Genomic DNA, 25,383 nt, shown 5'->3' with positions numbered 1-25,383 from the left:
AAAATAGTAAGTGGCGTCCCCAAGGGGATTCGAACCCCTGTTACCGCCGTGAAAGGGCGGTGTCCTAGGCCTCTAGACGATGGGGACACATAAATGTGTCACTAGGACAACTGAATTTTTAGACTCGTTTCAGGCGAGCTTTCTTAATAACACTACACCAACTATAAAAACAGTAAGTGGCGTCCCCAAGGGGATTCGAACCCCTGTTACCGCCGTGAAAGGGCGGTGTCCTAGGCCTCTAGACGATGGGGACACATAAAAGTGTCACTAGGACAACTGAATTTTTAGACTCGTTTCAGACGAGCTTTCTTAATAACACTACACCCACTATAAAAATAGTAAGTGGCGTCCCCAAGGGGATTCGAACCCCTGTTACCGCCGTGAAAGGGCGGTGTCCTAGGCCTCTAGACGATGGGGACACATAAATGTGTCACTAGGACAACTGAATTTTTAGACTCGTTTCAGGCGAGCTTTCTTAATAACACTTCACTTCCCTATTAAAAATAAGTAAGTGGCGTCCCCAAGGGGATTCGAACCCCTGTTACCGCCGTGAAAGGGCGGTGTCCTAGGCCTCTAGACGATGGGGACACATAAATGTGTCACTAGGACAGTTGATAAGTTTAACTCACATCATGAGCTTTAAGGTAATTGCGTTTAATACAAGTAAAGACTCGAGCTTTAATTGTGACGCTATTTTCTCGGTAAAACCGCCTTTAACTAATAAAAGTTAAATGGCGTCCCCAAGGGGATTCGAACCCCTGTTACCGCCGTGAAAGGGCGGTGTCCTAGGCCTCTAGACGATGGGGACACAGAAAACTGCTACCCTAGGACAAAACACTAATTTTTGGTGGAGCCATGCGGGATCGAACCGCAGACCTCTTCACTGCCAGCGAAGCGCTCTCCCAGCTGAGCTATGGCCCCAACTTAATCAATACTCGCCATGATAAACACGTCGGGTATCGCTTAGTGCGGGGCGCATTCTATGCACCACCCAAAATAAAGTCAACAGTTTTTTACCTAGCTTTATTTAAATGGTTTAATTTTCAACAAACTGGCTATCAAGCATGCTAAAAAACACAATTTTAATAGGAATCCCCTTTCATTGCTTGTAACTTAACCGCAACTTTAAAACTTTTAGCTAGAACTACTCCACTTTTCTGTTTCACACCCAATCTCTAATGAAGATAAAAGGTATACATTTATATGCAAATTAAATTTATGATGAATTCTAGCCATGTTTATCTTTCAAAAATGAATTTACCGTTGTGCATTTAGTTTTACGCTAAGTAAGGATAGTATGCTTATTTCTATAAGGCTCATTTGGTTATAACCCCCCCTCGTCGCGATTACATACCCTAGATTGAACAAATTTAATAAACTTGGTCTTTAAAAGACAGCGCTAATTCTGCTAAGTGGTGAAAAATGACCACTTAAATTAATTGTGAGGCAATAAATATTGCACCTGAGAAAACCAACATGCTCCATTTAGAATGGTTTTTAGCTATAACTCATTTTGATCTAAAGATAAAAACTCGAATCCTGAAAGGTCATCAAGCCCTAACATAAAGCTAATGTAAACAGCGTCTACACTACATTTATTACAAACAGCTTAACTTATTTGAATCCAATGATTAAAACAAACGTAATTTAAGTACAGTGATAATACAATATTGCACTGTTCTCGAACGTTATTTAAACTACAACTTTGGATTTGATGATAAAATAGACTCCAACCCTGCCCCATTGCTTATAAAATCTTCATTCAGCACATTTTTATCATTCAAGTGTTGACACATTTCCAACTCTATCTATAATAGCGCCCCACAACGACGCAGCAATGTGGTGTTGTTTAGATGTGGGTGATTAGCTCAGTTGGGAGAGCATCGCCCTTACAAGGCGAGGGTCACTGGTTCAAGTCCAGTATCACCCACCACTTTTTGATAAAAGTGTTCACATCTAAATTCTATATGGGTCGTAAGATCAGTTAGAAAAAGAGAGCATCACCGCTACTTAACAAGCAACGGCGAAGTTCACTGGTTAAAGTCCAGTACTATTTATTTAATAGTAGCGTTTTAATTTATATGTGGGTGATTAGCTCAGTTGGGAGAGCATCGCCCTTACAAGGCGAGGGTCACTGGTTCAAGTCCAGTATCACCCACCACATATAAAACCTATCATTATATTAATAGTCGCGTTTTGAAATTGTAATATGGGTCGTTAGCTCAGTTGGGAGAGCATCGCCCTTACAAGGCGAGGGTCACTGGTTCAAGTCCAGTACGACCCACCATTCCTAGAATGGTGCGTATTACAAGAAAATCTAAATGGGTCGCTAGCTCAGTTAGAAAAAAGAGAGCATCACCGCTATTTACAAGTAACGGCGAAGTTCACTGGTTAAAGTCCAGTACTATTTATTTTAATAGTAGCGTTTTAATTTATATGTGGGTGATTAGCTCAGTTGGGAGAGCATCGCCCTTACAAGGCGAGGGTCACTGGTTCAAGTCCAGTATCACCCACCACATATAAACCTGTTATTATATCAATAGTCGTTTTAAATTTAATATGGGTCGTTAGCTCAGTTGGGAGAGCATCGCCCTTACAAGGCGAGGGTCACTGGTTCAAGTCCAGTACGACCCACCACTACTTACAGTGGTGCATATTAAATGTAATTTGGGTGATTAGCTCAGTTGGGAGAGCATCGCCCTTACAAGGCGAGGGTCACTGGTTCAAGTCCAGTATCACCCACCAAATTACACATTAAGTGTTTAATTCATATAAAAGCATTTAATGACAGGCGTACCTATTATATGTGGGTGATTAGCTCAGTTGGGAGAGCATCGCCCTTACAAGGCGAGGGTCACTGGTTCAAGTCCAGTATCACCCACCACATATAAAAACATCTAAAAATTCTCCTTGTTAAAATCAATAAATACTTTTTTATAATCACTTTTAATTTTTACATTATAAAATTCTATGTGGGTAGTTATCTAAGCTGTAAAAAAAGAGCATCGCCACTACTCACAAATAATGGCGAGAGTCACTGGTATCAAGCCAAGTAATCACACACCACATAGATCATTAAAAATATTTTTATTAAACTCCCACAGATCCAACTTTAAATTTATAAATCTTTTTTAACTATACTAATTCGCTTAATTAAGTGCGCTATTTTGAGATAAGAAAGCATTGTCGATAACAATCCAAAATTTCACCACTTAATTATTCTCAGCAATTGTTTCTGCATGGACCTACTTTCTACATCCACCCAATCGCATAGCAGAAGTTTTTAACTCTGTTATAGTCAGGTTTAATACCAATCTGCTTATATATGGGGTCTATTTAACGTTAATAAAATTACGCTAGAACTAGGCAAAAATTCTTGTATCTAGTTGTTCTAAATAAAAAATTTTAACGACGTTATAGTGCAATTTAATTAGTTAAATTGATCAAAGATTTATGCAGTTTAGTATAAGCCCTCAAATTGATAAAACATTGATGCGGACCGGTATTAAGCTATTTCTTGATTAATTAGATCAAACCAATGCTATAAAAGTTAAATAACTGCCAAAGATAGACTCCCTACCCAAGATTCACATTACCCATACAAATTAAGTTACAATTGTCAGCTTTATCAAAAGCACTTAAAGGTTATACTTTAATCATTAACGAATAATAAGGAATGAGGTTATGTCTGGAACTACGATGATTGTACTTATTGTGCTAATTTCGGTTGGCTCAGGAGTAGTTTACGATATGTATAAAAAGCATCTTGAGTTTAAGCATAAAATGCAAAACAACAACAGCGATGCCCATAAACAATTAGCTGAAACAAACGCACAAGTGCTTGCATTAAAAGAGCGTGTACAAACACTTGAGGCTATTGTTACTGATTCAAGCTTTAACATTAAAGATGAAATTAATAAGCTTTAAGTTGTTATAAATAATCAGGATATAAGTGCGCGTTTTCTGGCTGCTCTATGCCGTGAGCAGCTAAAAACCCGCCAATAGCTTGCCCGCAGCCTTGTGGTGCTCGCCCACTGTCTATTTCAAAATTTAATTGATTAGCGTGTTGCTTACCCATAGAGCAAAGCCCGACCGTACTTGGTGAGCGCATTGCAATACTTAGCTTACCAATTTGTGCTACTGCCACATTTTTACTAAAACGTGTAAATCCTTGGTATTTGAATTGCTCACTGACATAATCATTACTCGTATTTACTAAAGCAGAAATAAAACCATGTAAAAAGCTATTAGCTGATGCATCGCTTGTTAAAAAAGCCAACATTTTGTTATTAAACTCACTTAATTGGCAATTACTGCATTGCAACTCAACAGTGAACAAGTGCTGTTCGGCTGTAATTGCTTGATGACTTTTAAGCTCAATGGCTGCATCCGCAAATACAACACGCTTAATAATATTATTAATGCTGACTTCATTGCTGTTTGCAATAACTAACTCAGGGTTTTGCGCCATTACCGGTAAGTCGTGATGATTATTAAAAGGCGTGCTTATTGAACCATCTTGAATAAGCTGAAATAGCTCTCGTACTTCGTGTTCACGTGCTATTTTTAGTGCTAAAAATGCAGTTTGAATAAGCTCTGAGGTAGGTAAGTTTTCCTCTACTATCCAGCGTCTGCCAAATAATAATTTTTTGGCTTTGCCTTCATTTACAGATGCACTTTTTTGGTAGTTATCTGGACTCAGCACTGCTACTTGCAGATAAATTTCTTCACCTTTTTGTGCAGCAAGCACTCTAAAGTGAGCCGAAAATTCAATACTCTCAAGCACTTCGTTTACGCTTTCAAGCGTGTGCTTATAACGTAAAAAATGTTGTGGCACCACCCAGCTACTATTAGCCAATTGCACAAGGGGTGCATAAGAAATAGGTTGCTCGTAACTGTGTTGCCATTTTTGCTCATTACTAAGCAAATGATCAATGTGACTCTTGTTATCTGACATAAATAAACCAAATAAACTCGCGTTGTGCGATATAAACTATGAACACATTACGTCGTCAATGTCGCAATTAGATCACATGTACGCCCTACTTTCGGGCTTTTTTAACTATCGGTAAGTTCTTGATAGTTTTTTATAACTTTTTGATAGTAAAGAGCATCTTTATTAAGCATTTTATTATAATGATTTATGAGTTGGCGCTGGTACATAGCGTGTTCTGCGCTAGTAAAGTCCCACATTTCGTTGCCAGTATTACTAATCTCATTATTGGTATTAAAGCTCACTTCAATCACTTCATAAAAACGTTTGTTGTCGTAAATTATTTGTTCACTTATAAGCCCTAAACCTAATTGCTTTAAACCGACTCGCAACTTATAAGTGTGATGCACTGGGCATAAAATAAACCGAACATTATTCAAATGCTCACTTAAGTTATTAACAGTAATTTGTTGTATTAAACGTAACAACAGCTCACCACCAACACCTGCTATTACAACTACTTGGCTTTTACTTTGAGCAATTTCAATTTTGCCTACATCCTGACATAAGACCTGCCACTGCGAATTTTTATCACCGGTTTTTTGTAATTTATTAATAGATGATAATTGCGCTTCTAAATCGTTCATTAAAGTCGCAACTATATCAACAAAAACGACTTTATTAGCTGCGTTTCGTTTTAGTAGCGCCAAGCCCAAATAACCATGGTCGCAACAGCAATCCCAAATTATATCTTCAGGCTCGGTAATTAACGCATCGATAGCCGCTAAACGTTTGCTCAGTTTCATTTAAGCAGGTGTTTGTGACGTTTTATAGACAAGCGCCTTTAAACTTCTGTCGCTGTCCACTTCAATAAAGCGTGCTGTAGGTGCAAGGCGCTCAACAAATTCAATTGCGCCTTGGGTGTGCTCGTTTATTAACGCTTTAAACGCGTCTTCGCTAAGCTCTGGACTATTTGCACACAACAGCAGTTTTGTTGTATCGCAAAGTAGTAGCTCTGGCAACCTGCGCAGTACTTTTTGATAGTCTTTAGTTAAAATAAAGCTGCCTTTTTGAAAGCTTGGCGGATCAACTATTATTAAATCAAACGGGGCTGCTTTTTTTAGTTTTCCAAACGACTTTAAAATATCATGTGGTAAAAAACTGACGCCTTTGTCAAAACCATTTAATTGATGGTTTTGCTTACCAACCTTAAGTACGCCTTTACTCATGTCCATATTCATTACATGGTCTGCACCACCTTGCATAGCCGCCAAAGAAAACCCACACGTATACGAAAATAAGTTAAGTACTTTGCCGTGTTTACTGTTCGCCATTACAAATTCACGGCCACTGCGCATATCGGGAAATATTCCGGTATTTTGACGGCTTTGTAAATCTACTAAAAAACGAATGCCGTTTTCGGTTACAACATGCGGGTTAGGTAATTGCCCATAAACCACGGTATTTTGGCTTTGCACACCAGCGCGCTGCTGATAAACAAGTGACGTAATAAGCTCTGGCTGGTTTTTTTGCGCCCATTGCCACACAACATCGGTAAGCTCGGTTAGTGTTTGCTCGTCAATCTCGTCGTACGAGACCAAAAATAAACTGGGCGGATAAAAGTCTAAATTAATGTGGCTTAGCGCTTCGACGCTGTGGCCTCGGCCATGAAAAACACGACATAGTTCATTTTTTAAAATTGGCGCGTCTTCAAGCGCAGTAATAATAGGTGTAAAGTTTGCTGTCATTGTTAATTAATCAACTGTTGTTGTAGTTCATGTATTTCGTCGCGAACGGAGCCCGCTTTTTCAAATTCTAAATCGCTTGCGTATGCATGCATTTTGGTTTCAAGCTGCTTAATTTGTACTGAAATTTCTTTCGCACTAAGCACCTTTTTAGAGTCTTTACGAACAAGTCTAAGGTTATCTTTAGGCCCAGCTTCTTCGCCTATATCCATCGCATCAAGAATCTTTTTGGCTAACGAATGCGGTTCAATGCCATGTTTAACGTTGTAAGCATGCTGAATTTCGCGTCTGCGCGCTGTTTCGTCCATAGCCTTAGCCATCGATTTTGTAATTTTATCACCGTATAAAATTGCGCGACCATCTAAGTGACGAGCAGCACGACCAATGGTTTGAATAATTGAACGCGCTGAGCGTAAAAAGCCTTCTTTGTCGGCATCCAGTATAGCAACAAGCGCCACTTCTGGCATATCTAGGCCTTCTCGAAGTAAGTTAATACCCACCAACACATCAAACACACCTGCACGTAAATCACGAATAATTTCGACTCGTTCAACCGTATCAATGTCAGAATGCAAGTAACGTACTTTTACACCATGCTCACTCAGGTAGTCGGTTAAATCCTCCGACATACGCTTGGTTAATGTGGTTACAAGTACTCGTTCGCCCTTCTCCACACTTTTATAAATTTCTGATAGAAGATCATCAACCTGATCCCCCACTGGGCGCACTTCTATGAGTGGGTCAAGCAAACCTGTGGGTCTAATTACCTGCTCTGCTATTTCACCTACGCAGCGCTCTAATTCAAAGTCGCCTGGCGTTGCCGATACATAAATAGTTTGTGGTGCTATGGCTTCAAACTCTTCAAAACGTAGCGGTCTGTTATCCATTGCTGAGGGCATTCTAAAACCATATTCAACAAGATTTTCTTTACGGCTTCTGTCGCCTTTATACATAGCGCCAATTTGCGATACGGTTACGTGCGATTCATCAATAATCATTAATGCGTCGTCTGGTAAGTAATCAAGTAATGTTGGCGGCGGATCGCCAGGCGTACGGCCTGATAAATAACGGCTGTAGTTTTCTATACCAGAGCAATAACCTAGCTCCCGCATCATTTCTATATCGTATTGCGTACGCTGTGTTACGCGTTGCTCTTCTACTAATTTATTGGCACTGAGTAACTGGGCTCGTCGCTCTTTGAGTTCTTCTTGTATTTTATCGATAGCACCGAGTATTTTTTCACGCGGAGTAACATAGTGTGTTTTTGGATAGATAGTGGTACGTATTATATGCTTTTCGACGGCGCCAGTAAGCGGGTCAAAAATACTCAAGCGCTCTATTTCGTCATCAAACATTTCTACGCGAATTGCGAAGGTGCTAGATTCTGCCGGAAATATATCAACCACTTCACCGCGTACACGGTATGTACCACGGCTAAAATCTATGTCGTTACGGGTATATTGTATTTCGGCAAGGCGACGAAGCATATCGCGTTGATCTACTTTTTCGCCCACTTTTAAAAGCAGCATCATTTTCATGTATGACTTAGGGTCACCCAAACCATAAATAGCCGATACCGATGCGACAATAATGGTGTCTCGGCGCTCAAGCAGTGCTTTGGTGGCACTTAAACGCATTTGCTCGATGTGTTCGTTAATAGATGCGTCTTTTTCGATGAATGTATCGCTTGACACAACATACGCTTCTGGTTGGTAGTAATCGTAATACGATACAAAATACTCAACCGCATTTTTAGGAAAAAATTCTTTCATCTCACCGTATAACTGTGCGGCTAGTGTTTTATTATGCGCCATTATTATTGTAGGACGATTTAGGTCGTTAATAATATTAGCCATAGTAAAGGTTTTACCTGTACCTGTAGCACCGAGTAAAGTTTGGTGCGCAAGTCCAGCTTCTAATCCCTCGCACAGCTGTTTAATAGCCGTGGGCTGATCGCCCGCTGGCTTAAAGTGTGATTTTAGTTGGAAATGATCGCTCAATTAGTGCACTCCTTTAACGATTGACGGCTCAAAGCTTCAAGCTCTTTTACAAACCACTTATAAGATACTATTGCGGTAAATAAATTACCCAACGCGGCACCAATAAATAGGCCAGTTAAACCAGCAAGTTCATTGCCTATATAAGCAAATGGTAAGTAGAAAACGAATAAACGAATAGCACTTAAAAATAATGCATTCATTGGTTTGTGTAATGCATTAAACGAAGAATTAGATAATATGATCACTCCTTGCAAACCATAGCTTAATGGAATGGTATAGATAAAGAGTTTTATAACATCTATAACCGCTTGCTCTTTACCAAACATTTGGCTAATAAAGCCAGAAAGGGCAATTAAGATAATATAGATGACGAATTGCCAAATCATTACAAACTTTAAAGTACCAATGTAGGCCTCTTTTACTCGGCATAATTTACCTGCCCCAAAGTTCTGGCTCACAAACGGCGGGAGTGTCATCGACAAAGCAAGTACAAGAATACTGGCTATAGACTCAATCCTGCTGCCAACACCAAATGCAGCAACGGCTTCTGGACCATGATGAGCAACCATAGCAGTCATTACAGCCATTGCAACTGGGGTCAACATGTTCGCCCCAGCAGCGGGTAAACCTATTTTTAACATTTTACGAATAGCGCCGATCACTGTTTGAGAACCGGCTTTTAAACTCAACAATCGTTTTTTTACTATCAGTACATATAAGATAATAACGACAGCAACTCCCCATGCAATTACACTCGCAATGGCCGCGCCTTGGATACCCATTGCTGGAATAGGCCCAAATCCAAAGATAAGAAGGGGATCGAGTACTGCGTTTATAAGCCCTGCTCCGCCCATCACAATACTTGGCGTTTTAGTATCGCCACTGGCACGTAATACCGAATTACCAATCATTGGCGTAATTAAAAACACACTACCAATAAACCACACATTCATGTATTCATGTATCAAAGGAAGTACTTGCTGGCCTGCGCCTAATAACGTAAAAATGGGATCGATTAGCAAATACCCAATAAACGATAAAATAAGCACCAAAACAAACGCCACTAATATAGAAATACTTGCATCAAAGCGCGCTTCATCTATTTTATTACTGCCAAGCGCTTTGCCGATTACCGCAGAGGTGCCTATCCCTAATCCAATTGCCAAACTAATAACCGTAAACGTAACAGGAAACGTAAAGCTCACGGCAGCAAGTGGTTCTGTACCTAATAAACTAATAAAGAATGTATCAACAATATTAAACATCATCAAAGTGATCATGCCAAAAATCATCGGAATGGTCATTTTCTTTAGTGTTGCAGGAATTGGATCGTTTAGTAAATCAGGGCGAGTCTGAGTTTTTGAAATTGCGCGCATGGTATAAATTAGCCTCTTTTACTGAGCTGATCATTTTAAAGCATCAAGGCAATTCAAGCCACGGATTTATCAATAGATTTGCAGTAGCAGATTAAGTAAGGACTTAAAAAACAGTTAATGTGGATTTTTACGTATTTTTGTTAAAATAGAGCCTTAACAGTCTAAAAAACAATTAAAACACATTTTCGTTACTTTTATTACAAACAGCCACTTATTGCTGATGCTTTTTCGCACAAAGCAATCCTTTAATTTATCGTGACGAATAATTTCTTTCATCAGGTTACCTGATACAAATCAAAAAGATTAACCTATTGTTTTTTATAGATATAAAAATAATGATTTAAAAGCTTGAAATCGGTGTAGCACCCTACAGCTCTAGTGCCGCTAATGTTCTTCAGGTTTCATAAACAGAGTTATCCACAGAAACCGTGGATAACTCATTCAAAGCCGCATTTATAAAGGCTTTCACAGAACCAAACTCTTTAGTTAGTCTTTACCAACATCAGATGTTCTATTAATGCCATTTTTACAATTTCAACAAAAAAATACATTCACCAGTAAAACCGCCTCTATTATCACTTGTGTTAGGCTAAATAAATTTTGTATAAGTATACCGCAAGTTATTGATTGTATTATTTTTGAACTATTCATTCGCTATCTTTAACGTGCGTATAAAATGAGAACAGCTCTACATAAAAATTAATTTATTTTAAATCTTACCGAAAACCAATTTACCAAAACCTGCTCATTCAAAAAGAACAAAGACTATTTTTGTAAAAAGAATGAAACCTTCTTTTTATGTTTTTTAGCTGACTTTCGTTAACTAAGCACTTAAAAACTGTATTTTATTTACTCAATGAACACTATAAATTAAATAAAAAAGCAATTTACATCGTGTTCTAGCACCTAAAATTTCTGGAAAAAAATCTAAATAAAGCCAGAAAACACGCAGATTGAGTATAAAAACAACGAATAAACCTCTTTTTTTAATTTATGATCTTTTATATGTTGACAGTTTGCGGTGAGGTCATTAATATTTCGCCCCGTTGAAAGGCAAGACGCTTCCCCCTTAGCTCAGTTGGTTAGAGCGACGGACTGTTAATCCGCAGGTCCCCCGTTCGAGTCGGGGAGGGGGAGCCAAGTTTTTCAACCATAAACGATTCCCCCTTAGCTCAGTTGGTTAGAGCGACGGACTGTTAATCCGCAGGTCCCCCGTTCGAGTCGGGGAGGGGGAGCCAAGTTTATGATTATGATATGTAGTTCCCCCTTAGCTCAGTTGGTTAGAGCGACGGACTGTTAATCCGCAGGTCCCCCGTTCGAGTCGGGGAGGGGGAGCCAAATCATAATAAAAGCACTACTTTAGTTCCCCCTTAGCTCAGTTGGTTAGAGCGACGGACTGTTAATCCGCAGGTCCCCCGTTCGAGTCGGGGAGGGGGAGCCAATTCTAATAATTTCATAGACATTCCTCTTAAATTACACTACCATAAGCGCCATAACTAAAGCATAAATTAATGCGTTAAACTTAGTTTATTAATCTAATATTTGATCCCTTCGCTTTCGAATTAAAAGACTAAAAAATGGCCGGCTTTAAAAAACTTATTCTTATACAACTTATCTCTTGGCTATTATGCGTAGTTGCAGGAACTTACTTTATATCAGCTCAGTTTGATAGCGCAGTAAGCGACGCACAAATAAATGCACAAAATACAATAACGAAATATATTGATAATTCTTTTTTTAATGACGAAGCCGCCCAAAATTTAAAAAACGCGCTTGCCGATGGTAAAACATTCTCACACTTTACGTTAAGAGACTTCCAGGGGGCTGAAGTATTTACTATAAACTCCCCTGCTCGCCTCCCTGTGTTTGCTCAGTTTATAGAGTCTGTTTTTAATTCTGTTCGACCACAGTTTGCGGTTAATACCGCAGCCGATATTAAAGTTGAATTTACAATTAATATTCAGCATCTTGGCGAACAACTGCAAACATCGTTTTTTATTGTGTTTTTTATGTCTGCTATTTTAGTTATTATTCCTGTTATTTTAATGAAATCTATTTTTTATCGTTTGAATAGAAATATCAGTATGACTATTGCCGATGTCATCGATATTTATATCAACCAAAACCAAGCAAGTAACGATTTAAAAATTGCATTAGATGGCTCTAAATTGCAAAAGCTAGGTAAGGATCTCGTGCCAAGCTTTAACCGTTTGTCCTACTTTTTAAAGTCAAAAAATGACGACATTCAAAATGCTGCATTAAGTATTAAACAAGAAGCGTATAAAGACGTAATTACGGCACTTGGCAACCGCAATATGTTTGTTGAGTATTACGAAAAAAATATTGAAAACGTAGAACAAAGTACATTCGGATCACTCGCAATGATCCGCTGTAGCGAACTGCAAATTATAAATCAAACACGTGGCTACCAAAAAGGCGACGAATACGTCAAAGCTGTTGCAGATATAGTTAAACACATAAGTGGCACTTATACAGGCAGTCAAGTGTTTCGATTAAATAGTTCTGATTTTGCTGTCGTACTGCCTCATGTGCCTTTGAAAGAAGCTGAGCGCTTTGGCGAAAACTTACAGTCTCGTTTTACGCAGTATCAACAAAACCAAGAACTAAGCTCAGTAGCTAACACGGGAATTGTGGGTTACGAAAAAGGCAAACCGTTAGGCGAGCTGCTTTCGATTGTTGATAACGCCATGAGTATGGCGCAATCAAAACAAGTAAATGCATGGCACGTTCAACGCGAAACCGACTTAATTAATAATGTAAGTGCAGGTTTTGGTAATCAGAACTGGCGTAAAGTAATTAACGAAGTTATTGAATCCAAGCGCGTTCATTTAGTTATGCAAAACATTATGCCTTTAGGTAAAAACAGTAAAGCCTATGCCGAAATTCAAGTTCGCTTTAAAACCGAAGAAAACCAAACGCTTCCTACCGCTTCGTTTTTAGCAATGGCCGAAAAGCTTGATATGGCCATAGACATAGATAAGCTAATTATTGATTCTTCACTTGAGAAAATAAAAACTCGCAACCTTTCTGAAAAAAACTTTGGGCTGAATGTAACCGCCTCAAGTGCGCATAATGATCAATTTGTCATTTGGTTAGAGCGACGCTTGCTAAAAGATACGCACATTGCGTCAAAACTTATTTTTGAAGTGAGTGAATTTGGTTTACAACAAAATATTAAAGCCAGTAAACGCTTTATTGATATGGTACATCGAGTTGGTGCCCGTATTACTGTTGAACGCTTTGGTGTTGGTTTAACCTCATTTAAATTTTTCCGTGATTTAAAGCCTGACTTTATTAAAATGGATGCAAGTTACACTCGTGGTTTAGAAGATGACAAAAACAATCAATACTTTATGAGACTTATGGTCGACTTAGCACACAGAATAGGTGTTAGCGTGTTTGCAGAAGGTGTTGAAAGCCAAGAAGAAAAGCATATTGTTGAGACTCTTCTTTTAGATGGTGTACAAGGCTATTACATAGAAAAACCTAAAGATATGTAACGGTCACCTCCCAAACACTTATCCCCCTGCTTTTTTAGTTTTAAAGTAAATATTAGTGTGATCGTTTTTTATAAATTTGTACTATTAAAGTCATAATTTTAAAGTAAAGATCACATCCAAATCACAGTATTTTTACACCTTTGTTGTTACCCCTTAAATTAATATTGTTTATTTAAATGATAATCACTGCATATGTTGTTAATCACATCAGAAAAAAGGATAATACCTCTGATTTTAATAGCGCGAGGCTCGCATGACTGAATATGTCTTGTTATTGATTGGTACTGTTCTGGTTAATAACTTTGTATTAGTACAATTTTTAGGCTTATGTCCTTTTATGGGCGTATCAGGAAAACTTGATACGGCTATTGGTATGTCTTTGGCGACTACTTTTGTGCTTACGCTCGCCTCTGTTACCAGCTATTTAGTAAATCAGTATATTTTAATCCCACTCGACATCGAGTTTTTGCGCACAATGAGCTTTATTTTAGTGATTGCCGTTGTGGTGCAATTTACTGAAATGGTGGTACGTAAAACGAGCCCAACTCTGTATCGCTTATTAGGAATATTTTTACCGCTAATAACCACTAACTGTGCTGTATTAGGTGTCGCCTTATTAAATATCAAAGAAGATCACTCATTTTTACAATCGGCAGTGTATGGTTTTGGCGCTGCGGTTGGCTTTTCGTTGGTGCTGGTATTATTTGCAGCATTACGTGAGCGTTTAGCAGCAGCTGACGTACCCACCCCTTTTAAAGGCGCCTCTATTGCCATGATAACCGCAGGATTAATGTCGATGGCGTTTATGGGCTTTACCGGATTAGTGAAATTTTAATATGACCTTGTTTTATGCCTTAATTGCGCTTGGCTCGTTAGCGCTGGTTTTTGGGTTGATTTTAGGATTTGCTGCGATACGATTTCGCGTAGAGAGCAATCCCATTGTTGAGCAAATAGACACCATTTTACCGCAAACCCAGTGCGGACAATGTGGCTACCCTGGTTGTCGTCCCTATGCAGAAGCAATTGCAAATGGTGATGAAATAAATAAATGCCCACCGGGTGGCGAAGCAACCATGAAAAAGCTTGCAGGCTTAATGGGTGTTGATGAAAAACCACTTGCTGGCGGCGAACAAGCAGAGCCAATAAAAACAGTAGCCTACATTCGCGAAGACGAATGTATTGGCTGTACTAAATGTATTCAGGCTTGCCCTGTTGACGCTATTTTAGGCGCGACTCGCCAAATGCACACGGTGTTAATTGATGAATGTACCGGCTGCGATTTATGTGTTGAGCCCTGCCCTGTAGATTGCATTGATATGCTGCCTGTAGCCGAAACTAAACAAAACTGGAAATGGCAGCTAGATGCTATTCCTGTTACACAAATAGATTAGAGGTTTGAGTGGATAAGTTACTTGAACAAATAAAAAAAGGGGTTGTTTGGCCATTTCCTGGCGGCATACACCCACCACAACAAAAATCACTCTCTAATAGTGCGAGCATTACGCGCCTACCATTGCCCGATAAGCTCGTAGTGGCGCTAAAGCAACACATAGGCGCAAACGGTAAACTACTTGTAGAAAAAGGCCAACGTGTACTTAAAGGCCAAGCTTTAACGGCTCCTACTGCAAACTGGTCAGTACCTGTGCATGCACCAAGTTCGGGTATTATTACTGATATAGCTCCACAGCCTTCGGCGCACCCTTCTGCATTACCTGAGCTAAGTGTTGTTATTGAACCAGATGGTAAAGATGAATGGGTAGCACTTAATCCAATTAATAATCCAACAGCGCTTACCCACGACGAATTAGTAAATATAATTCATCAAGCCGGCATTAGTGGTATGGGCGGCGCAGGTTTTCCTACCTATATAAAAGCCGACACTAAACAACCGATTGAATTTTTGATAGTCAATGCGGTTGAGTGTGAGCCCTATATTACAGCCGACGACACCCTAATGCGTGAGCATGCAATTGAGGTAATTCAAGGCCTTGAACTCATGCAACAGTTGCTAAACCCAACGCTATGTATTGTAGGCATTGAAGATAACAAACCCGAAGCTATTATAGCGATGACCAAGGCGGCTGAGCATAACGAAAAAATAATTGTGCAAACGGTCCCAACTATTTACCCATCGGGCGGTGAAAAACAACTTATTAAATTACTCACTAATCGTGAAGTGCCAAGCGCCGGCATACCGGCTGACATTGGCGTACTTGTGCAAAACACAGGTACGTTGTTTGCCGTGCAGCAAGCTGTGTACGAAGGTAAGCCACTCATTGAACGGGTAGTGACGGTTACGGGTAATACTATTCATAAACCAAGTAATGTGTGGGCTTTATTAGGCACTGAAATTAAACACTTACTTGATTGCCAAGGTTTTTCACCTGTACCACAGCAACGCGTTGTTATGGGCGGCCCGATGATGGGCTTTACTCTGCCCACAGTCCGTATTGGCGTTGTAAAAACAACTAACTGCATACTAGCGCCTGATCATAAAGAACTTGCAGAGCCTGGCCCTGAAAAAGCCTGTATTCGCTGTAGTGCGTGTGCTGATGCTTGCCCTGCCTCTTTATTACCGCAACAATTACAATGGTTTGCTAAATCAAAAGAATACGACAAACTCCAGGAACACAATTTATTTGATTGTATTGAATGTGGTGCATGTGCCTATGTTTGCCCAAGTGAAATCCCACTTGTGCAATACTACCGTGTTGCCAAAATGGAAATAAAAGAACAACAGGCTGATAAAATTAAAGCCGATCGCGCAAAAGAGCGTTTTGATGCACGTAAAGAGCGCTTAGATCGCGAGCAAGAAGAAAGGCAAAACCGTCATAAACGCAAGCCTGCGGCTAAATCAGCTGACGAGAAACAAAAAGTGGCTGATGCGCTAGCCCGCGTTAAAAGTAAATCAGATAATGGCGATGAAAAATCGGCTGTTGCTGCGGCTATCGCCCGTGCTAAAGCTAAAAAACTCGGCGATCAATCAGCTGAGTTAGAGCCTGATAATAGTGAAGTCGCAAAAGAACGCGCACTTCGTAAAGAACAAGCGCGAAAATATAAAGATCAAAAATCTCAAACAGATGAATCAGCCGTGAGTGAATCGCCACAAAGCGATGCACCAGTTGATGATAAAAAATCAGCAGTGGCTGCAGCAATTGCCCGCGCTAAAGCTAAAAAAGCAGCGCAAGCAAATGAAGCTACTGAGCCTGCCATTAGTGAAGTGCCGCAAACCGACGCGCCAGTTGATGATAAAAAAGCCGCCGTTGCCGCTGCCATTGCTCGCGCCAAAGCCAAAAAGGCGGCTAAAGCATTAGAAGACGCAGAGCCAATCGTGAGTGAAGCGCCACAAACTGATGCGCCAGTTGATGACAAAAAAGCAGCCGTTGCCGCTGCTATTGCCCGTGCCAAAGCGAAAAAAGCAGCTAAAGCATTAGAAGACGCTGAGCCTGCCATTAGTGAAGCACCGCAAACCGACGCGCCAGTTGATGACAAAAAAGCCGCCGTTGCCGCTGCTATTGCACGCGCTAAAGCCAAAAAAGCAGCTAAAGCACTTCAAGATGCAGAAGCACCACACACACCCGATAATACTGACAATTCATCTAGCTCTATTGACGCTAACGTACCTAAATCAAGCGACGATAAGAAAAAAGCAGCTGTTGCTGCCGCTATTGCCCGAGCAAAAGCCAAAAAGTTACAAAAAGAAGGAAATGATCAGTCATGAAATTAACCATGGCCAGTTCGCCGCATAATCACAGTCATAAATCGTTAACGCGATTAATGCTCACCGTTATAGCTGCGTGTATTCCTGGACTCATTGCTCAAGTTGTATTTTTTGGCACTGGCGTGCTCATTCAGTTAGTACTGGCATTAACTGCAGTAACGGTTTTTGAAGCGGCCATAATGTTTTTGCGTAAGCGCCCTATTTGGCCTGCATTAAGTGATGGCAGTGCTTGGCTAACCGCAGTGTTATTAGCGTTAAGCATTCCGCCTTTAGCCCCGTGGTGGATAATTATTATTGGTTGTTTATTTTCTATTGTTATCGTTAAACAATTATATGGCGGCTTAGGGTTTAACTTATTTAACCCCGCAATGGCAGCCTATGTGCTGTTATTAGTTTCATTTCCGGTACAAATGACCTCGTGGTTACCAGTGACTGATTTATTAAATAACCCGATTGGATTTATTGAACAACTACGCCTTATATTTACCGACTTCACCTCCATTGGTTATAGTTTAGATCAAGTCCGCGCAGGTATTGACGGCATCACGATGGCAACGCCTTTAGACACGATTAAAACCGATATCGGTCATGGTTTAACGGTGACCGAAAGCATGCAAAAACCATTATTTAATGAATGGGCAGGCCTTGGCTGGGTGTGGGTTAATTTAGGCTTTTTAGCCGGTGGTTTATACCTATTAAAAGAAAAAGTAATTAACTGGCATATTCCAGTCAGCTTTATTGCAAGCTTAGCTATATGCAGCGCCATTGGCTATATTGCAGCGCCAGGAACTGAGCCAGGTACAATATTTCACTTATTAAGTGGTGCCACTATGATGGGCGCATTTTTTATAGCGACCGATCCTGTATCAGCCGCCACAACTAATAAAGGTCGTTTAATTTACGGTGCTTTAATTGGCCTACTAGTGTATTTAATTCGTACTTTCGGTGGTTATCCTGATGCCGTTGCGTTTGCTGTTTTGTTATTAAACATTGCAGTGCCATTGATTGACTACTACACGCAACCACGTACTTATGGCCATGGAGCAGTAAAATGATTATTTCATCAATGGCTAAAAATGGCGCTATTTTAACGGCATTTGCCCTTGTAACCACGGGGCTCGTTGCGTCAATTAATGCATTAACCGCCGATAAAATTGCCGAACAAGAACAGCTACACCTAACGTCTCAGTTGCAAGAAGTGCTTGACCCGAGTACTTACGATAACGCGCTTTCAACCGATTGCGTTATTATTTCAGATGAACGGTTAGGCCCTTACGCTAATCAAATAATTTATCGTGCCCGCAAAAATAACAAGCCCGTTGCCCTTGTTGTAAGGCATGTCACACCAAGTGGTTACAGTGGCGATATTAACTTGCTAACGGCCGTTTTAAGTGATGGTACTATTGCAGGCGTGCGCAGCACTAAACACGAAGAAACCCCAGGTTTAGGTGATAAAGTAGAAGTTAAAAAATCCTCTTGGATCACCACCTTTAAAAGTTTAACAGTGCAAAGCGAAAACGATGCTCGCTGGGCCGTTAAAAAAGACGGGGGACAATTTGATCAGTTTACAGGAGCCACCATTACGCCTCGCGCAGTGGTTGGCTCAGTAAAAAACGCAGTACTGTTCGCGCAGAGTGAATTTGATGTTATTTTTGCCGCACCTAACGCCAAATGTGCAGAGGTAACTAAATGAGCGAATTAAAAACTTTATATAAAGAAGGTGTATGGGTAAATAACCCTGCCCTAGTGCAGCTGTTAGGCCTGTGCCCGCTGCTTGCTGTTACCTCTACAATCACTAACGCATTGGGCTTAGGGCTTGCAACACTGCTTGTTTTAGTCGGCTCTAACGTAAGCGTATCAATCGTAAGAAACTGGGTACCAAAAGATATTCGTATTCCGGTGTTTGTCATGATCATCGCAGGCTTTGTAACCATAGTGCAGTTACTCATGAACGCTTATACATTTGGGCTTTATCAGTCTTTAGGGATTTTTATTCCGCTGATAGTTACTAACTGCGCCATTATTGGCCGTGCTGAAGCGTACGCGTCTAAAAATCCTGTTCACTTATCAGCCTTTGATGGCTTAATGATGGGCTTGGGCTTTATGATTGTGCTGGTAGTTTTAGGCGCAATGCGAGAGCTAATTGGCCAAGGCACGTTATTCGACAGCGCCGATTTATTATTAGGCCCGTGGGCACAAAGCTTACGCATTGAAGTATTTAGCTTTGATAACCAATTTTTACTCGCTATTTTGCCACCCGGCGCATTTTTAGGCCTGGGGCTGCTTATTGCAGCTAAAAGCGTAATAGACGCACAAATAAAATCAAAACAAATCGCACCGCCAGAGGCTGAAAAAGGCCCTCGAGCACGTGTTACTAGCTTAACTTAAGGGGAAAGCGCATTAACTTAGCAAAAGCTAATGCGTTTTAAGTTGCATGAATAAAGAAAAACGTCACCAAATACTCTCTCGCTTACGCGACGATAATCCACATCCAGTTACAGAGCTTGAATATTCAAGCCCGTTTGAGTTATTGGTTGCCGTTACGCTCTCAGCGCAAGCAACCGACGTAGGCGTTAATAAAGCCACTCGTAAGCTGTTCCCTGTTGCTAATACACCCCAAGCTATTTTAGATATTGGCCACGACACACTGCGTGATTATATAAAAACAATCGGTTTATTTAATTCAAAAGCGGCCAACGTGTATAAAATGTGCCAAATATTGGTTGATGAACATAACAGCATAGTGCCAGAAAACCGTGAAGCCCTAGAAGCCTTACCAGGCGTTGGCCGTAAAACCGCTAACGTAGTGTTAAATACCGCCTTTGGCTGGCCTGTAATTGCGGTAGATACACATATATTTCGTGTTTCTAATCGCACTAAGCTTGCCATGGGTAAAGATGTTGTCGCCGTTGAACAAAAGCTTGAAAAAGTAGTGCCAAAAGAATTTAAAGTAGACGTGCATCATTGGCTAATACTACACGGGCGTTACACCTGCGTAGCACGTAAACCAAAATGCGGCAGCTGTATTATTGAAGACTTATGTGAGTTCAAAGATAAGACAGAATAGTTGATTCTCTAGTACTATATCCAAATGATCAATGCAATTTAAATATCAAGATCGTCCAAGTGTTTAACTTTTGCACTTGGTCGGTTTTCACTTATAGCTCATTAAGTATTATACAATGCTATTGATACTGAAAGCACAGTTCAACAGCTACACCGTTTTCCATTTGCTCTATCTTTACCTTAACACCATATTTTTCGCACAAACGTTTAACTAACGACAGACCAATCCCACACCCGTTGCTCGAAGAACCACGAACTCCTGTCTCAAACGCTTCTGATATAGCAAGCCCAGAAGGAAAGCCTTTACCGTTATCGATAATACTTAAGCTCCCATCATGGAAGGATAATTTGATTTGGTTGCACTTACCGTGTTCGACTGCGTTATAGAGTAAATTTTGTAGAATAAGTTTAAACTCATCTTCTCCCATTTCTATATAAACATTACTTTCAATTTCTATACACAAATCGACACCTGAAAGAACCTCTAGATTATCAAGCACACAGGTTTCAATCAGCGCTTTTAGGTTGTTTTTTTTAATTTCAGTCCCTTTTTCACGAGCTAAAGCTAAAAGAGCCTCAATGGTCCTTTGCATTTGCTTGTTTGCATCATCGATTCGAACAACAAATTTTTGCTGTTCTGGTGTGAGTTGCGTTTTTGCTAAGAGAGTTAAGGCTCCTTGATTAATGGTTAAAGGAGTTCTGAGCTCATGAGAGACATCCCGAGTAAACTGTTGCTCTCGGTTAATAAATGAGTTGATCCTTGTTAGCGCTAACTGTAACACTTTGGCAAAGCGGCCTATTTCATTACTTTTAAAACGACTAGCAAAATTGGTGGGTAGCTGAGTAACCGGACTGTTATCAACGATATCCATCAAATCATCGAGTGGTTGAAGCTGTTTTTTAACTAACTTTATTGTCCCAAATGCTAAAAGTAGTGCTAAGGCGATGCCAAATAATAAAAGTGCAGATGAAAAGCCAAAAATAGTGCCCATTAATTTATTAACGACAAGCTGGTCGCTGACATCCGCTAACAAAATATGTTGATGCAAATTGGACTCATCGACAAAAGCAATATGAAAGTGTTTACCACTATCATCACTAAACTCTTTGCGGCGAGGCTCTGCTTCTAAGGCTATTTTAATAGGAAGTGGGAGTGTAGAACGATCTTCATAATATTTAATAAAGCTTACATTTGGCCTTGGGAGTTGCGCTTGGTTTATTTGCTCTTTTACAAGACGTTTTTGCCCATTCAATATTTGATAAAAGAAGTTATCTTCAACAACAAAGCTAAATATCAAGGTGACTGAAGAAAATAACAGGCTCAATAACACCACGATGGAGACAAAATAAATAACAATGCGATTTCTTAATTGTTTTGTTTTCATGTAATTCAACTGTAATTTATATATCTAAGGCAAAACCAACACTATGAATGGTTTTAATGACAGTGGAGCTAAAAGGTTTATCCACCGACTTTCTCAGTTGATAAATGTGTGAACGTAACGAGTCGGAATCTGTGCCATTTTCGCCCCAGACTCTATCAACTAATTCACTTTTTGAGACCGGCCTTGGATGTGATTCGATCAGGATCTGTAAAATCGAAAATATTTTAGGAGGTAGCGACAACAATTGGTTGTTTCGACTGACCTGCTGTCGTTGATAGTCGAGCGTTAATTTCTTTTCGCCTTCACCAAGTGACGTGACTTTACCTTGTTTTGGTAAATTTAACCGATTAGACAAGGCAAGACAGCGAATATATAGCTCTTCAAGTGCAAACGGTTTTGTTAGGTAATCGTCTGCACCATGAGTAAAACCAGCTAACTTATCTGCAAGCGTGTCCCTAGCAGTGAGCATTATAATGGGAATATGTCGGTCTGAAGCGGCTCTTATTATTTGGCAGACTTCTAGGCCTTCAATATCGGGCAGCATAATATCTAAGATAATGCAGTGATAATACTGAGAAAGAGCAAGCTCGCAACCGTGTTTACCACTATAGGCAAAATCAATGACGGCATCCTGCAAGGTAAAATAGTCAGCAATATTATTTGCGATTGCGACGCTATCTTCAACCAATAATACGCGTAGTTGCGAACTTGTCCCCATTAAAACCAACCTGTTAATTGTTTATAATAGCCCTCAGGTAAAATATGCCCACCAGCTATCTCAATATGATGTTTATCGAGTACATTAAGAGCATCGTATAAAACCGAGTTATCCTCAACACTTGCATGTTCGTCGTTATCTGCTGTTACTAACCAAACTTTTTCAGTATTTAGTCGGGTAACAAAATTTAAAGGCGATACTCTAGCCACAGTATCCTTTGACGCTGGGGGAACAATCGATAACACCTTACTGATCCGTTCATCCATGGAGGCCAATATCAAACTTATTTGACCACCCATACTGTAACCCGCCACGCTAATGCTATTTTGGTCAAATTGAGGTTGGGTAACAACCCAGTCTAGCAATACTCTATGATCTTTTACTGAATCAATGATCATATTTTCGTACGGTTCTTTCTTGCCCCAGAACCACAAATCATACATTACATCTTTTATGTTGTAATCCAGGTTCTTACGTTTGCCGTGATTCCTTGAGTCGATGGCTAATACGGCATAACCTCGAGCAAGCGCCATATTTGCTAATTCGTCCGTTTGTTCCAGAGTGTCTGTGTCCTTAAACTCACCTTCTACCCAACGCACATAAGTACGCCCCATGCCATGAACACCTATTAGAATAGGAATAGGCTGAGAAGGGTCTGCACTTTTAGGGTAAATGAGTTGACCGTATACCTGCTCGCCATCAAAACTATTAAATGTGATATTAAACTGCCCCTTTTCTAGTGCTGTCAGGTCCACATTAACGGCTTGCTTTTGATAACTATATAGCTCTTCTAACTCTTGAACAGTTACTTTGTATGCTTTCAAGCCGAACACAGTGTACCAACTCACTCCGCTAATCAGCAGCATTAAGGTTATTACCAGAGCGATATTAAATATTTTTTTAATCTTCATTTTTGTCCTAATTCTTTAAACGATTAATGTCAATTTGACTGTAATGGCACTTTACCGAAAAGCTTGTGAAGTAAATGTGAAGCCAATTTGAAAAACTAGAAATAGGACACAATTATTTTAATGAGCTAAACCAAACTTAACTGAGTAAGAAAATTGATGTTTCGTGACTGATAAACGAGTTAACGCAATGATGTAAAAATCTATTTTCATCATCTTTTGGCTGGCCTGCCATCGCTGTAGACACGCACATTGACCGCGTATCTAACCGTACCAAATTAGCTATGGGCAAAAACGTAGTCGAGGTTGAAAAAAAACTTTTAAAAGTAGTGCCTGCTGAATTTAAAGTCGATGTACATCACTGGCTGATTCTACACGGGCGTTACACCTGCGTAGCACGTAAACCTAAGTGTGGCAGCTGTATTATTGAAGACTTGTGTGAGTTTAAAGATAAAGTTGATTAGTCTAGTTTTATAATTAGCGAAAACGGCAATGAACTATTTTTTCAGCCGATTTCAAGTTGTACTTTCTATCAAATCCAGCCTATCGCTAGCCTAATCTAAAGCATAGTCAACCGCCCGAATAAGACCTGCGTGCTATATCCTTTGATTGACTATTAATTTCCATTAGCCTTTTTCTTCCTTAAATTTTTCGCCTTCATAACTTTGTAAAAATTCTATAATCGACGCTTTTAAGTCCTCTTCATCATCGCCAATATATTTTAGCGCCAGCTCAGCCTGTTGCTTAGCACACTCATTTTGTTCCCTATTTTTATACGCTTTGGCAAGATTAAATTGCACCCAAGCTGAATCTGGATAAAGTTCGGCATTATATTTAAATAAATCCATCCCCTTAGCTGGCTTAAACAAGCCTTGAGTCATATAGTCACCCCCAAAATTGACGGCCCCCTTGCGAGGCTTTATTTCATAGTAGAGGTCGTCTGATAAACTCTGAAAATGCTTAATTATACCTTCTCGCCCCTGCTCCATTACTGCAAAAGGAAGGGACCAGTTCCGATATAGCTCATTCAATGCATGCGTTAACCCTGTAATATTGGTCGCTACATGGGGTAAAGTCTGTAACAGCTCACTCTTAACCCTAAAGCCACTAAGCTTACTTTCCTGTAGGAATGCCTGAAGCTCTAAAAATGCTTTTCGCATTAACTTAGATTGGTCGGTGCCTGAGTTAGACCCTTCATTACCTAAATTCATATAAACAAACTGATTCAATTTCTTTTTGGAAGATACATAACTCATCAGTTTTTTAACCGTTTCTTTATTGCCCCAATGAAGCGAAGGGCTCAATGCAAAGTGTGCAGTAAATAACTCAGGCCGAGAATGTAAGGCATGAAGTGACAATAGCCCGCCTAGGGAATGACCATTTAATATTCTAAAGTCTGAGGTTTGATACGCTGTATCTATAAAGGGAATCAGTTCTTTTTCAATATAATCTAGAAAAACATCGGCCCCTCCTGTCCCCTTATGGGTTTCATGAGGGCTTGGCGTATAGTCTCGAATGCGATCTTCGTTTTCGATGGCAACAACCAAAATATCGGGAATAAGCGCATTAGAGTAGTACGAAGTAACGACACCTTGCACCATCCTTTTATAGTATTTTCCGTCTAATAAATATAAAACTGGATATTCGTGGCCTGACTTTTCATCATAATCATTTGGAAGATAGACAGTAATTTTTTGTTCTTCACCCAATGCTTTGGATTCAATGGTGTGTTCATTAAGAATAACATCTTCAGCAAATGAAAAAGAACTGAGGCATGTTAACAGGATGAAAACCCCTGATTTTTTTAAGTAGTTCATAAACTTCCTTGATTTATTGTACTTTTTCTAGACTATAAAATAACACTTTTCATGAAAAGTTGTTTGTTTTAAAACGCAATGCTAATGGAACTCCCTAAGAAGAGGAAGCTATGTGTTTTTCACTAAAAGTGACCAGAAGGTAGTAATTACACATTTTGGTTTTATATAAGCGAGGAAAAATGACTTAAGAAGG

At 39.9% G+C, this 25,383-nt stretch carries 18 protein-coding genes, 17 tRNA genes and 1 pseudogene; 21 read left to right on the top strand and 15 right to left on the bottom strand.

The window, feature by feature from the left end; genetic code table 11:
* Window positions 1-11: 11 nt before the first annotated feature.
* The 6 genes from H5119_RS07170 to H5119_RS07145 all read right to left on the bottom strand — a co-directional run bounded on the left by H5119_RS07170 (window position 12) and on the right by H5119_RS07145 (window position 921).
* A tRNA-Glu gene (locus H5119_RS07170) sits at window positions 12-87 on the bottom strand.
* A gap of 90 nt (window positions 88-177) precedes the next feature.
* Window positions 178-253: transfer RNA gene (locus tag H5119_RS07165), tRNA-Glu, on the bottom strand.
* Between the two features lie 90 nt (window positions 254-343).
* Window positions 344-419: transfer RNA gene (locus H5119_RS07160), tRNA-Glu, on the bottom strand.
* A gap of 93 nt (window positions 420-512) precedes the next feature.
* Window positions 513-588, bottom strand: a tRNA-Glu gene (locus H5119_RS07155).
* Window positions 589-732: 144 nt separating this feature from the next.
* Window positions 733-808, bottom strand: a tRNA-Glu gene (locus H5119_RS07150).
* A gap of 37 nt (window positions 809-845) precedes the next feature.
* Window positions 846-921, bottom strand: a tRNA-Ala gene (locus H5119_RS07145).
* A 936-nt stretch (window positions 922-1,857) separates the two neighbouring features.
* Between H5119_RS07145 and H5119_RS07140 the strand changes: the two genes are divergently transcribed.
* The 8 genes from H5119_RS07140 (at window position 1,858) to H5119_RS07105 (ending at window position 3,927) form a co-directional block, all read left to right on the top strand.
* A tRNA-Val gene (locus H5119_RS07140) sits at window positions 1,858-1,933 on the top strand.
* Window positions 1,934-2,085: 152 nt separating this feature from the next.
* A tRNA-Val gene (locus H5119_RS07135) sits at window positions 2,086-2,161 on the top strand.
* Window positions 2,162-2,211: 50 nt separating this feature from the next.
* Window positions 2,212-2,287: transfer RNA gene (locus H5119_RS07130), tRNA-Val, on the top strand.
* Window positions 2,288-2,440: 153 nt separating this feature from the next.
* Window positions 2,441-2,516, top strand: a tRNA-Val gene (locus tag H5119_RS07125).
* Between the two features lie 45 nt (window positions 2,517-2,561).
* Window positions 2,562-2,637: transfer RNA gene (locus tag H5119_RS07120), tRNA-Val, on the top strand.
* 32 nt (window positions 2,638-2,669) lie between these two features.
* Window positions 2,670-2,745 (top strand) — tRNA-Val (locus H5119_RS07115).
* Between the two features lie 63 nt (window positions 2,746-2,808).
* Window positions 2,809-2,884, top strand: a tRNA-Val gene (locus H5119_RS07110).
* 800 nt (window positions 2,885-3,684) lie between these two features.
* Window positions 3,685-3,927, top strand: a complete 243-nt coding sequence (locus tag H5119_RS07105; RefSeq protein ID WP_182701729.1) for a hypothetical protein — start codon at window positions 3,685-3,687, stop codon at window positions 3,925-3,927.
* Between the two features lie 4 nt (window positions 3,928-3,931).
* Here the strand turns inward: H5119_RS07105 and H5119_RS07100 are convergent, their stop codons facing one another.
* The 5 genes from H5119_RS07100 to H5119_RS07080 form a co-directional block, all read right to left on the bottom strand.
* The gene (locus H5119_RS07100; protein ID WP_182701728.1) at window positions 3,932-4,957 is read right to left on the bottom strand and encodes a hypothetical protein; all 1,026 of its coding nucleotides are present in this window, start codon (window positions 4,955-4,957) and stop codon (window positions 3,932-3,934) included.
* A gap of 101 nt (window positions 4,958-5,058) precedes the next feature.
* Complete coding sequence (locus tag H5119_RS07095; protein ID WP_182701727.1) at window positions 5,059-5,739, bottom strand: tRNA (adenine(22)-N(1))-methyltransferase TrmK; 681 nt, start codon at window positions 5,737-5,739, stop codon at window positions 5,059-5,061.
* Window positions 5,740-6,681 (bottom strand): class I SAM-dependent methyltransferase, encoded by a 942-nt coding sequence (locus H5119_RS07090; RefSeq protein ID WP_182701726.1) that lies wholly within the window; start codon window positions 6,679-6,681, stop codon window positions 5,740-5,742.
* A gap of 2 nt (window positions 6,682-6,683) precedes the next feature.
* A complete protein-coding gene (gene uvrB / locus H5119_RS07085) occupies window positions 6,684-8,678 on the bottom strand; it encodes an excinuclease ABC subunit UvrB (RefSeq protein ID WP_077537503.1) in 1,995 nt (664 codons plus the stop codon).
* Window positions 8,675-10,054 carry an MATE family efflux transporter gene (locus H5119_RS07080; RefSeq protein WP_077537502.1) on the bottom strand — a complete coding sequence of 460 codons (1,380 nt, stop codon included), beginning with the start codon at window positions 10,052-10,054 and terminating at the stop codon, window positions 8,675-8,677. Before H5119_RS07080 ends, uvrB begins: the two co-directional genes overlap by 4 nt.
* A 1,063-nt stretch (window positions 10,055-11,117) precedes the next feature.
* Here H5119_RS07080 and H5119_RS07075 point away from each other — a divergent pair.
* The 12 genes from H5119_RS07075 (at window position 11,118) to nth (ending at window position 20,363) form a co-directional block, all read left to right on the top strand.
* Window positions 11,118-11,194 (top strand) — tRNA-Asn (locus H5119_RS07075).
* 21 nt (window positions 11,195-11,215) lie between these two features.
* Window positions 11,216-11,292: transfer RNA gene (locus H5119_RS07070), tRNA-Asn, on the top strand.
* Window positions 11,293-11,315: 23 nt separating this feature from the next.
* Window positions 11,316-11,392 (top strand) — tRNA-Asn (locus H5119_RS07065).
* Window positions 11,393-11,418: 26 nt separating this feature from the next.
* A tRNA-Asn gene (locus H5119_RS07060) sits at window positions 11,419-11,495 on the top strand.
* 136 nt (window positions 11,496-11,631) lie between these two features.
* Window positions 11,632-13,575: an EAL domain-containing protein gene (locus H5119_RS07055; RefSeq protein WP_182701725.1), complete on the top strand. Its 1,944-nt coding sequence runs from the start codon at window positions 11,632-11,634 to the stop codon at window positions 13,573-13,575.
* Window positions 13,576-13,828: 253 nt separating this feature from the next.
* Window positions 13,829-14,410, top strand: coding sequence for an electron transport complex subunit RsxA (gene rsxA / locus H5119_RS07050; RefSeq protein WP_008134172.1), 582 nt, complete (start codon window positions 13,829-13,831; stop codon window positions 14,408-14,410).
* A 1-nt stretch (window position 14,411) separates the two neighbouring features.
* Complete coding sequence (rsxB, locus tag H5119_RS07045; protein ID WP_007379057.1) at window positions 14,412-14,966, top strand: electron transport complex subunit RsxB; 555 nt, start codon at window positions 14,412-14,414, stop codon at window positions 14,964-14,966.
* Between the two features lie 8 nt (window positions 14,967-14,974).
* On the top strand, window positions 14,975-17,296 hold the full coding sequence (gene rsxC, locus H5119_RS07040) for an electron transport complex subunit RsxC (RefSeq protein ID WP_182701724.1): 2,322 nt from the start codon (window positions 14,975-14,977) through the stop codon (window positions 17,294-17,296).
* Window positions 17,293-18,351: an electron transport complex subunit RsxD gene (gene rsxD, locus H5119_RS07035; RefSeq protein ID WP_182701723.1), complete on the top strand. Its 1,059-nt coding sequence runs from the start codon at window positions 17,293-17,295 to the stop codon at window positions 18,349-18,351. Before rsxC ends, rsxD begins: the two co-directional genes overlap by 4 nt.
* Complete coding sequence (gene rsxG / locus H5119_RS07030) at window positions 18,348-18,989, top strand: electron transport complex subunit RsxG (RefSeq protein ID WP_182701722.1); 642 nt, start codon at window positions 18,348-18,350, stop codon at window positions 18,987-18,989. The genes rsxD and rsxG overlap by 4 nt, the downstream gene beginning before the upstream one ends.
* Entirely contained in the window at window positions 18,986-19,684 is a 699-nt protein-coding gene (locus tag H5119_RS07025) for an electron transport complex subunit E (RefSeq protein WP_182701721.1), read from the top strand. The genes rsxG and H5119_RS07025 overlap by 4 nt, the downstream gene beginning before the upstream one ends.
* Window positions 19,685-19,730: 46 nt before the next feature.
* Window positions 19,731-20,363 carry an endonuclease III gene (gene nth, locus H5119_RS07020; RefSeq protein WP_138489360.1) on the top strand — a complete coding sequence of 211 codons (633 nt, stop codon included), beginning with the start codon at window positions 19,731-19,733 and terminating at the stop codon, window positions 20,361-20,363.
* Between the two features lie 118 nt (window positions 20,364-20,481).
* On the opposite strand, the gene H5119_RS07015 is transcribed toward nth, so the two are convergent.
* The 3 genes from H5119_RS07015 to H5119_RS07005 are packed head-to-tail and all read right to left on the bottom strand — an operon-like array spanning window position 20,482 to window position 23,376.
* On the bottom strand, window positions 20,482-21,747 hold the full coding sequence (locus H5119_RS07015) for a HAMP domain-containing sensor histidine kinase (protein WP_182701720.1): 1,266 nt from the start codon (window positions 21,745-21,747) through the stop codon (window positions 20,482-20,484).
* A gap of 16 nt (window positions 21,748-21,763) precedes the next feature.
* Window positions 21,764-22,465 (bottom strand): response regulator transcription factor, encoded by a 702-nt coding sequence (locus H5119_RS07010; protein ID WP_182701719.1) that lies wholly within the window; start codon window positions 22,463-22,465, stop codon window positions 21,764-21,766.
* A complete protein-coding gene (locus tag H5119_RS07005; RefSeq protein WP_182701718.1) occupies window positions 22,465-23,376 on the bottom strand; it encodes a S9 family peptidase in 912 nt (303 codons plus the stop codon). Before H5119_RS07005 ends, H5119_RS07010 begins: the two co-directional genes overlap by 1 nt.
* 212 nt (window positions 23,377-23,588) lie before the next feature.
* Between H5119_RS07005 and H5119_RS07000 the strand changes: the two are divergent.
* Window positions 23,589-23,837, top strand: a pseudogene (locus tag H5119_RS07000) (endonuclease III); the annotation flags it as partial.
* Between the two features lie 162 nt (window positions 23,838-23,999).
* Here the strand turns inward: H5119_RS07000 and H5119_RS06995 are convergent.
* Window positions 24,000-25,190 carry an alpha/beta hydrolase gene (locus H5119_RS06995; protein ID WP_182701717.1) on the bottom strand — a complete coding sequence of 397 codons (1,191 nt, stop codon included), beginning with the start codon at window positions 25,188-25,190 and terminating at the stop codon, window positions 24,000-24,002.
* Between the last annotated feature and the right edge of the window lie 193 nt (window positions 25,191-25,383).

It is taken from the genome of Pseudoalteromonas sp. SG45-5, from assembly GCF_014164085.1.
GTDB lineage: Bacteria > Pseudomonadota > Gammaproteobacteria > Enterobacterales > Alteromonadaceae > Pseudoalteromonas > Pseudoalteromonas aliena.
The sequence above is the reverse complement of the archived record's forward strand: the minus strand, read 5'-3'. Positions and strand labels throughout refer to the sequence as shown.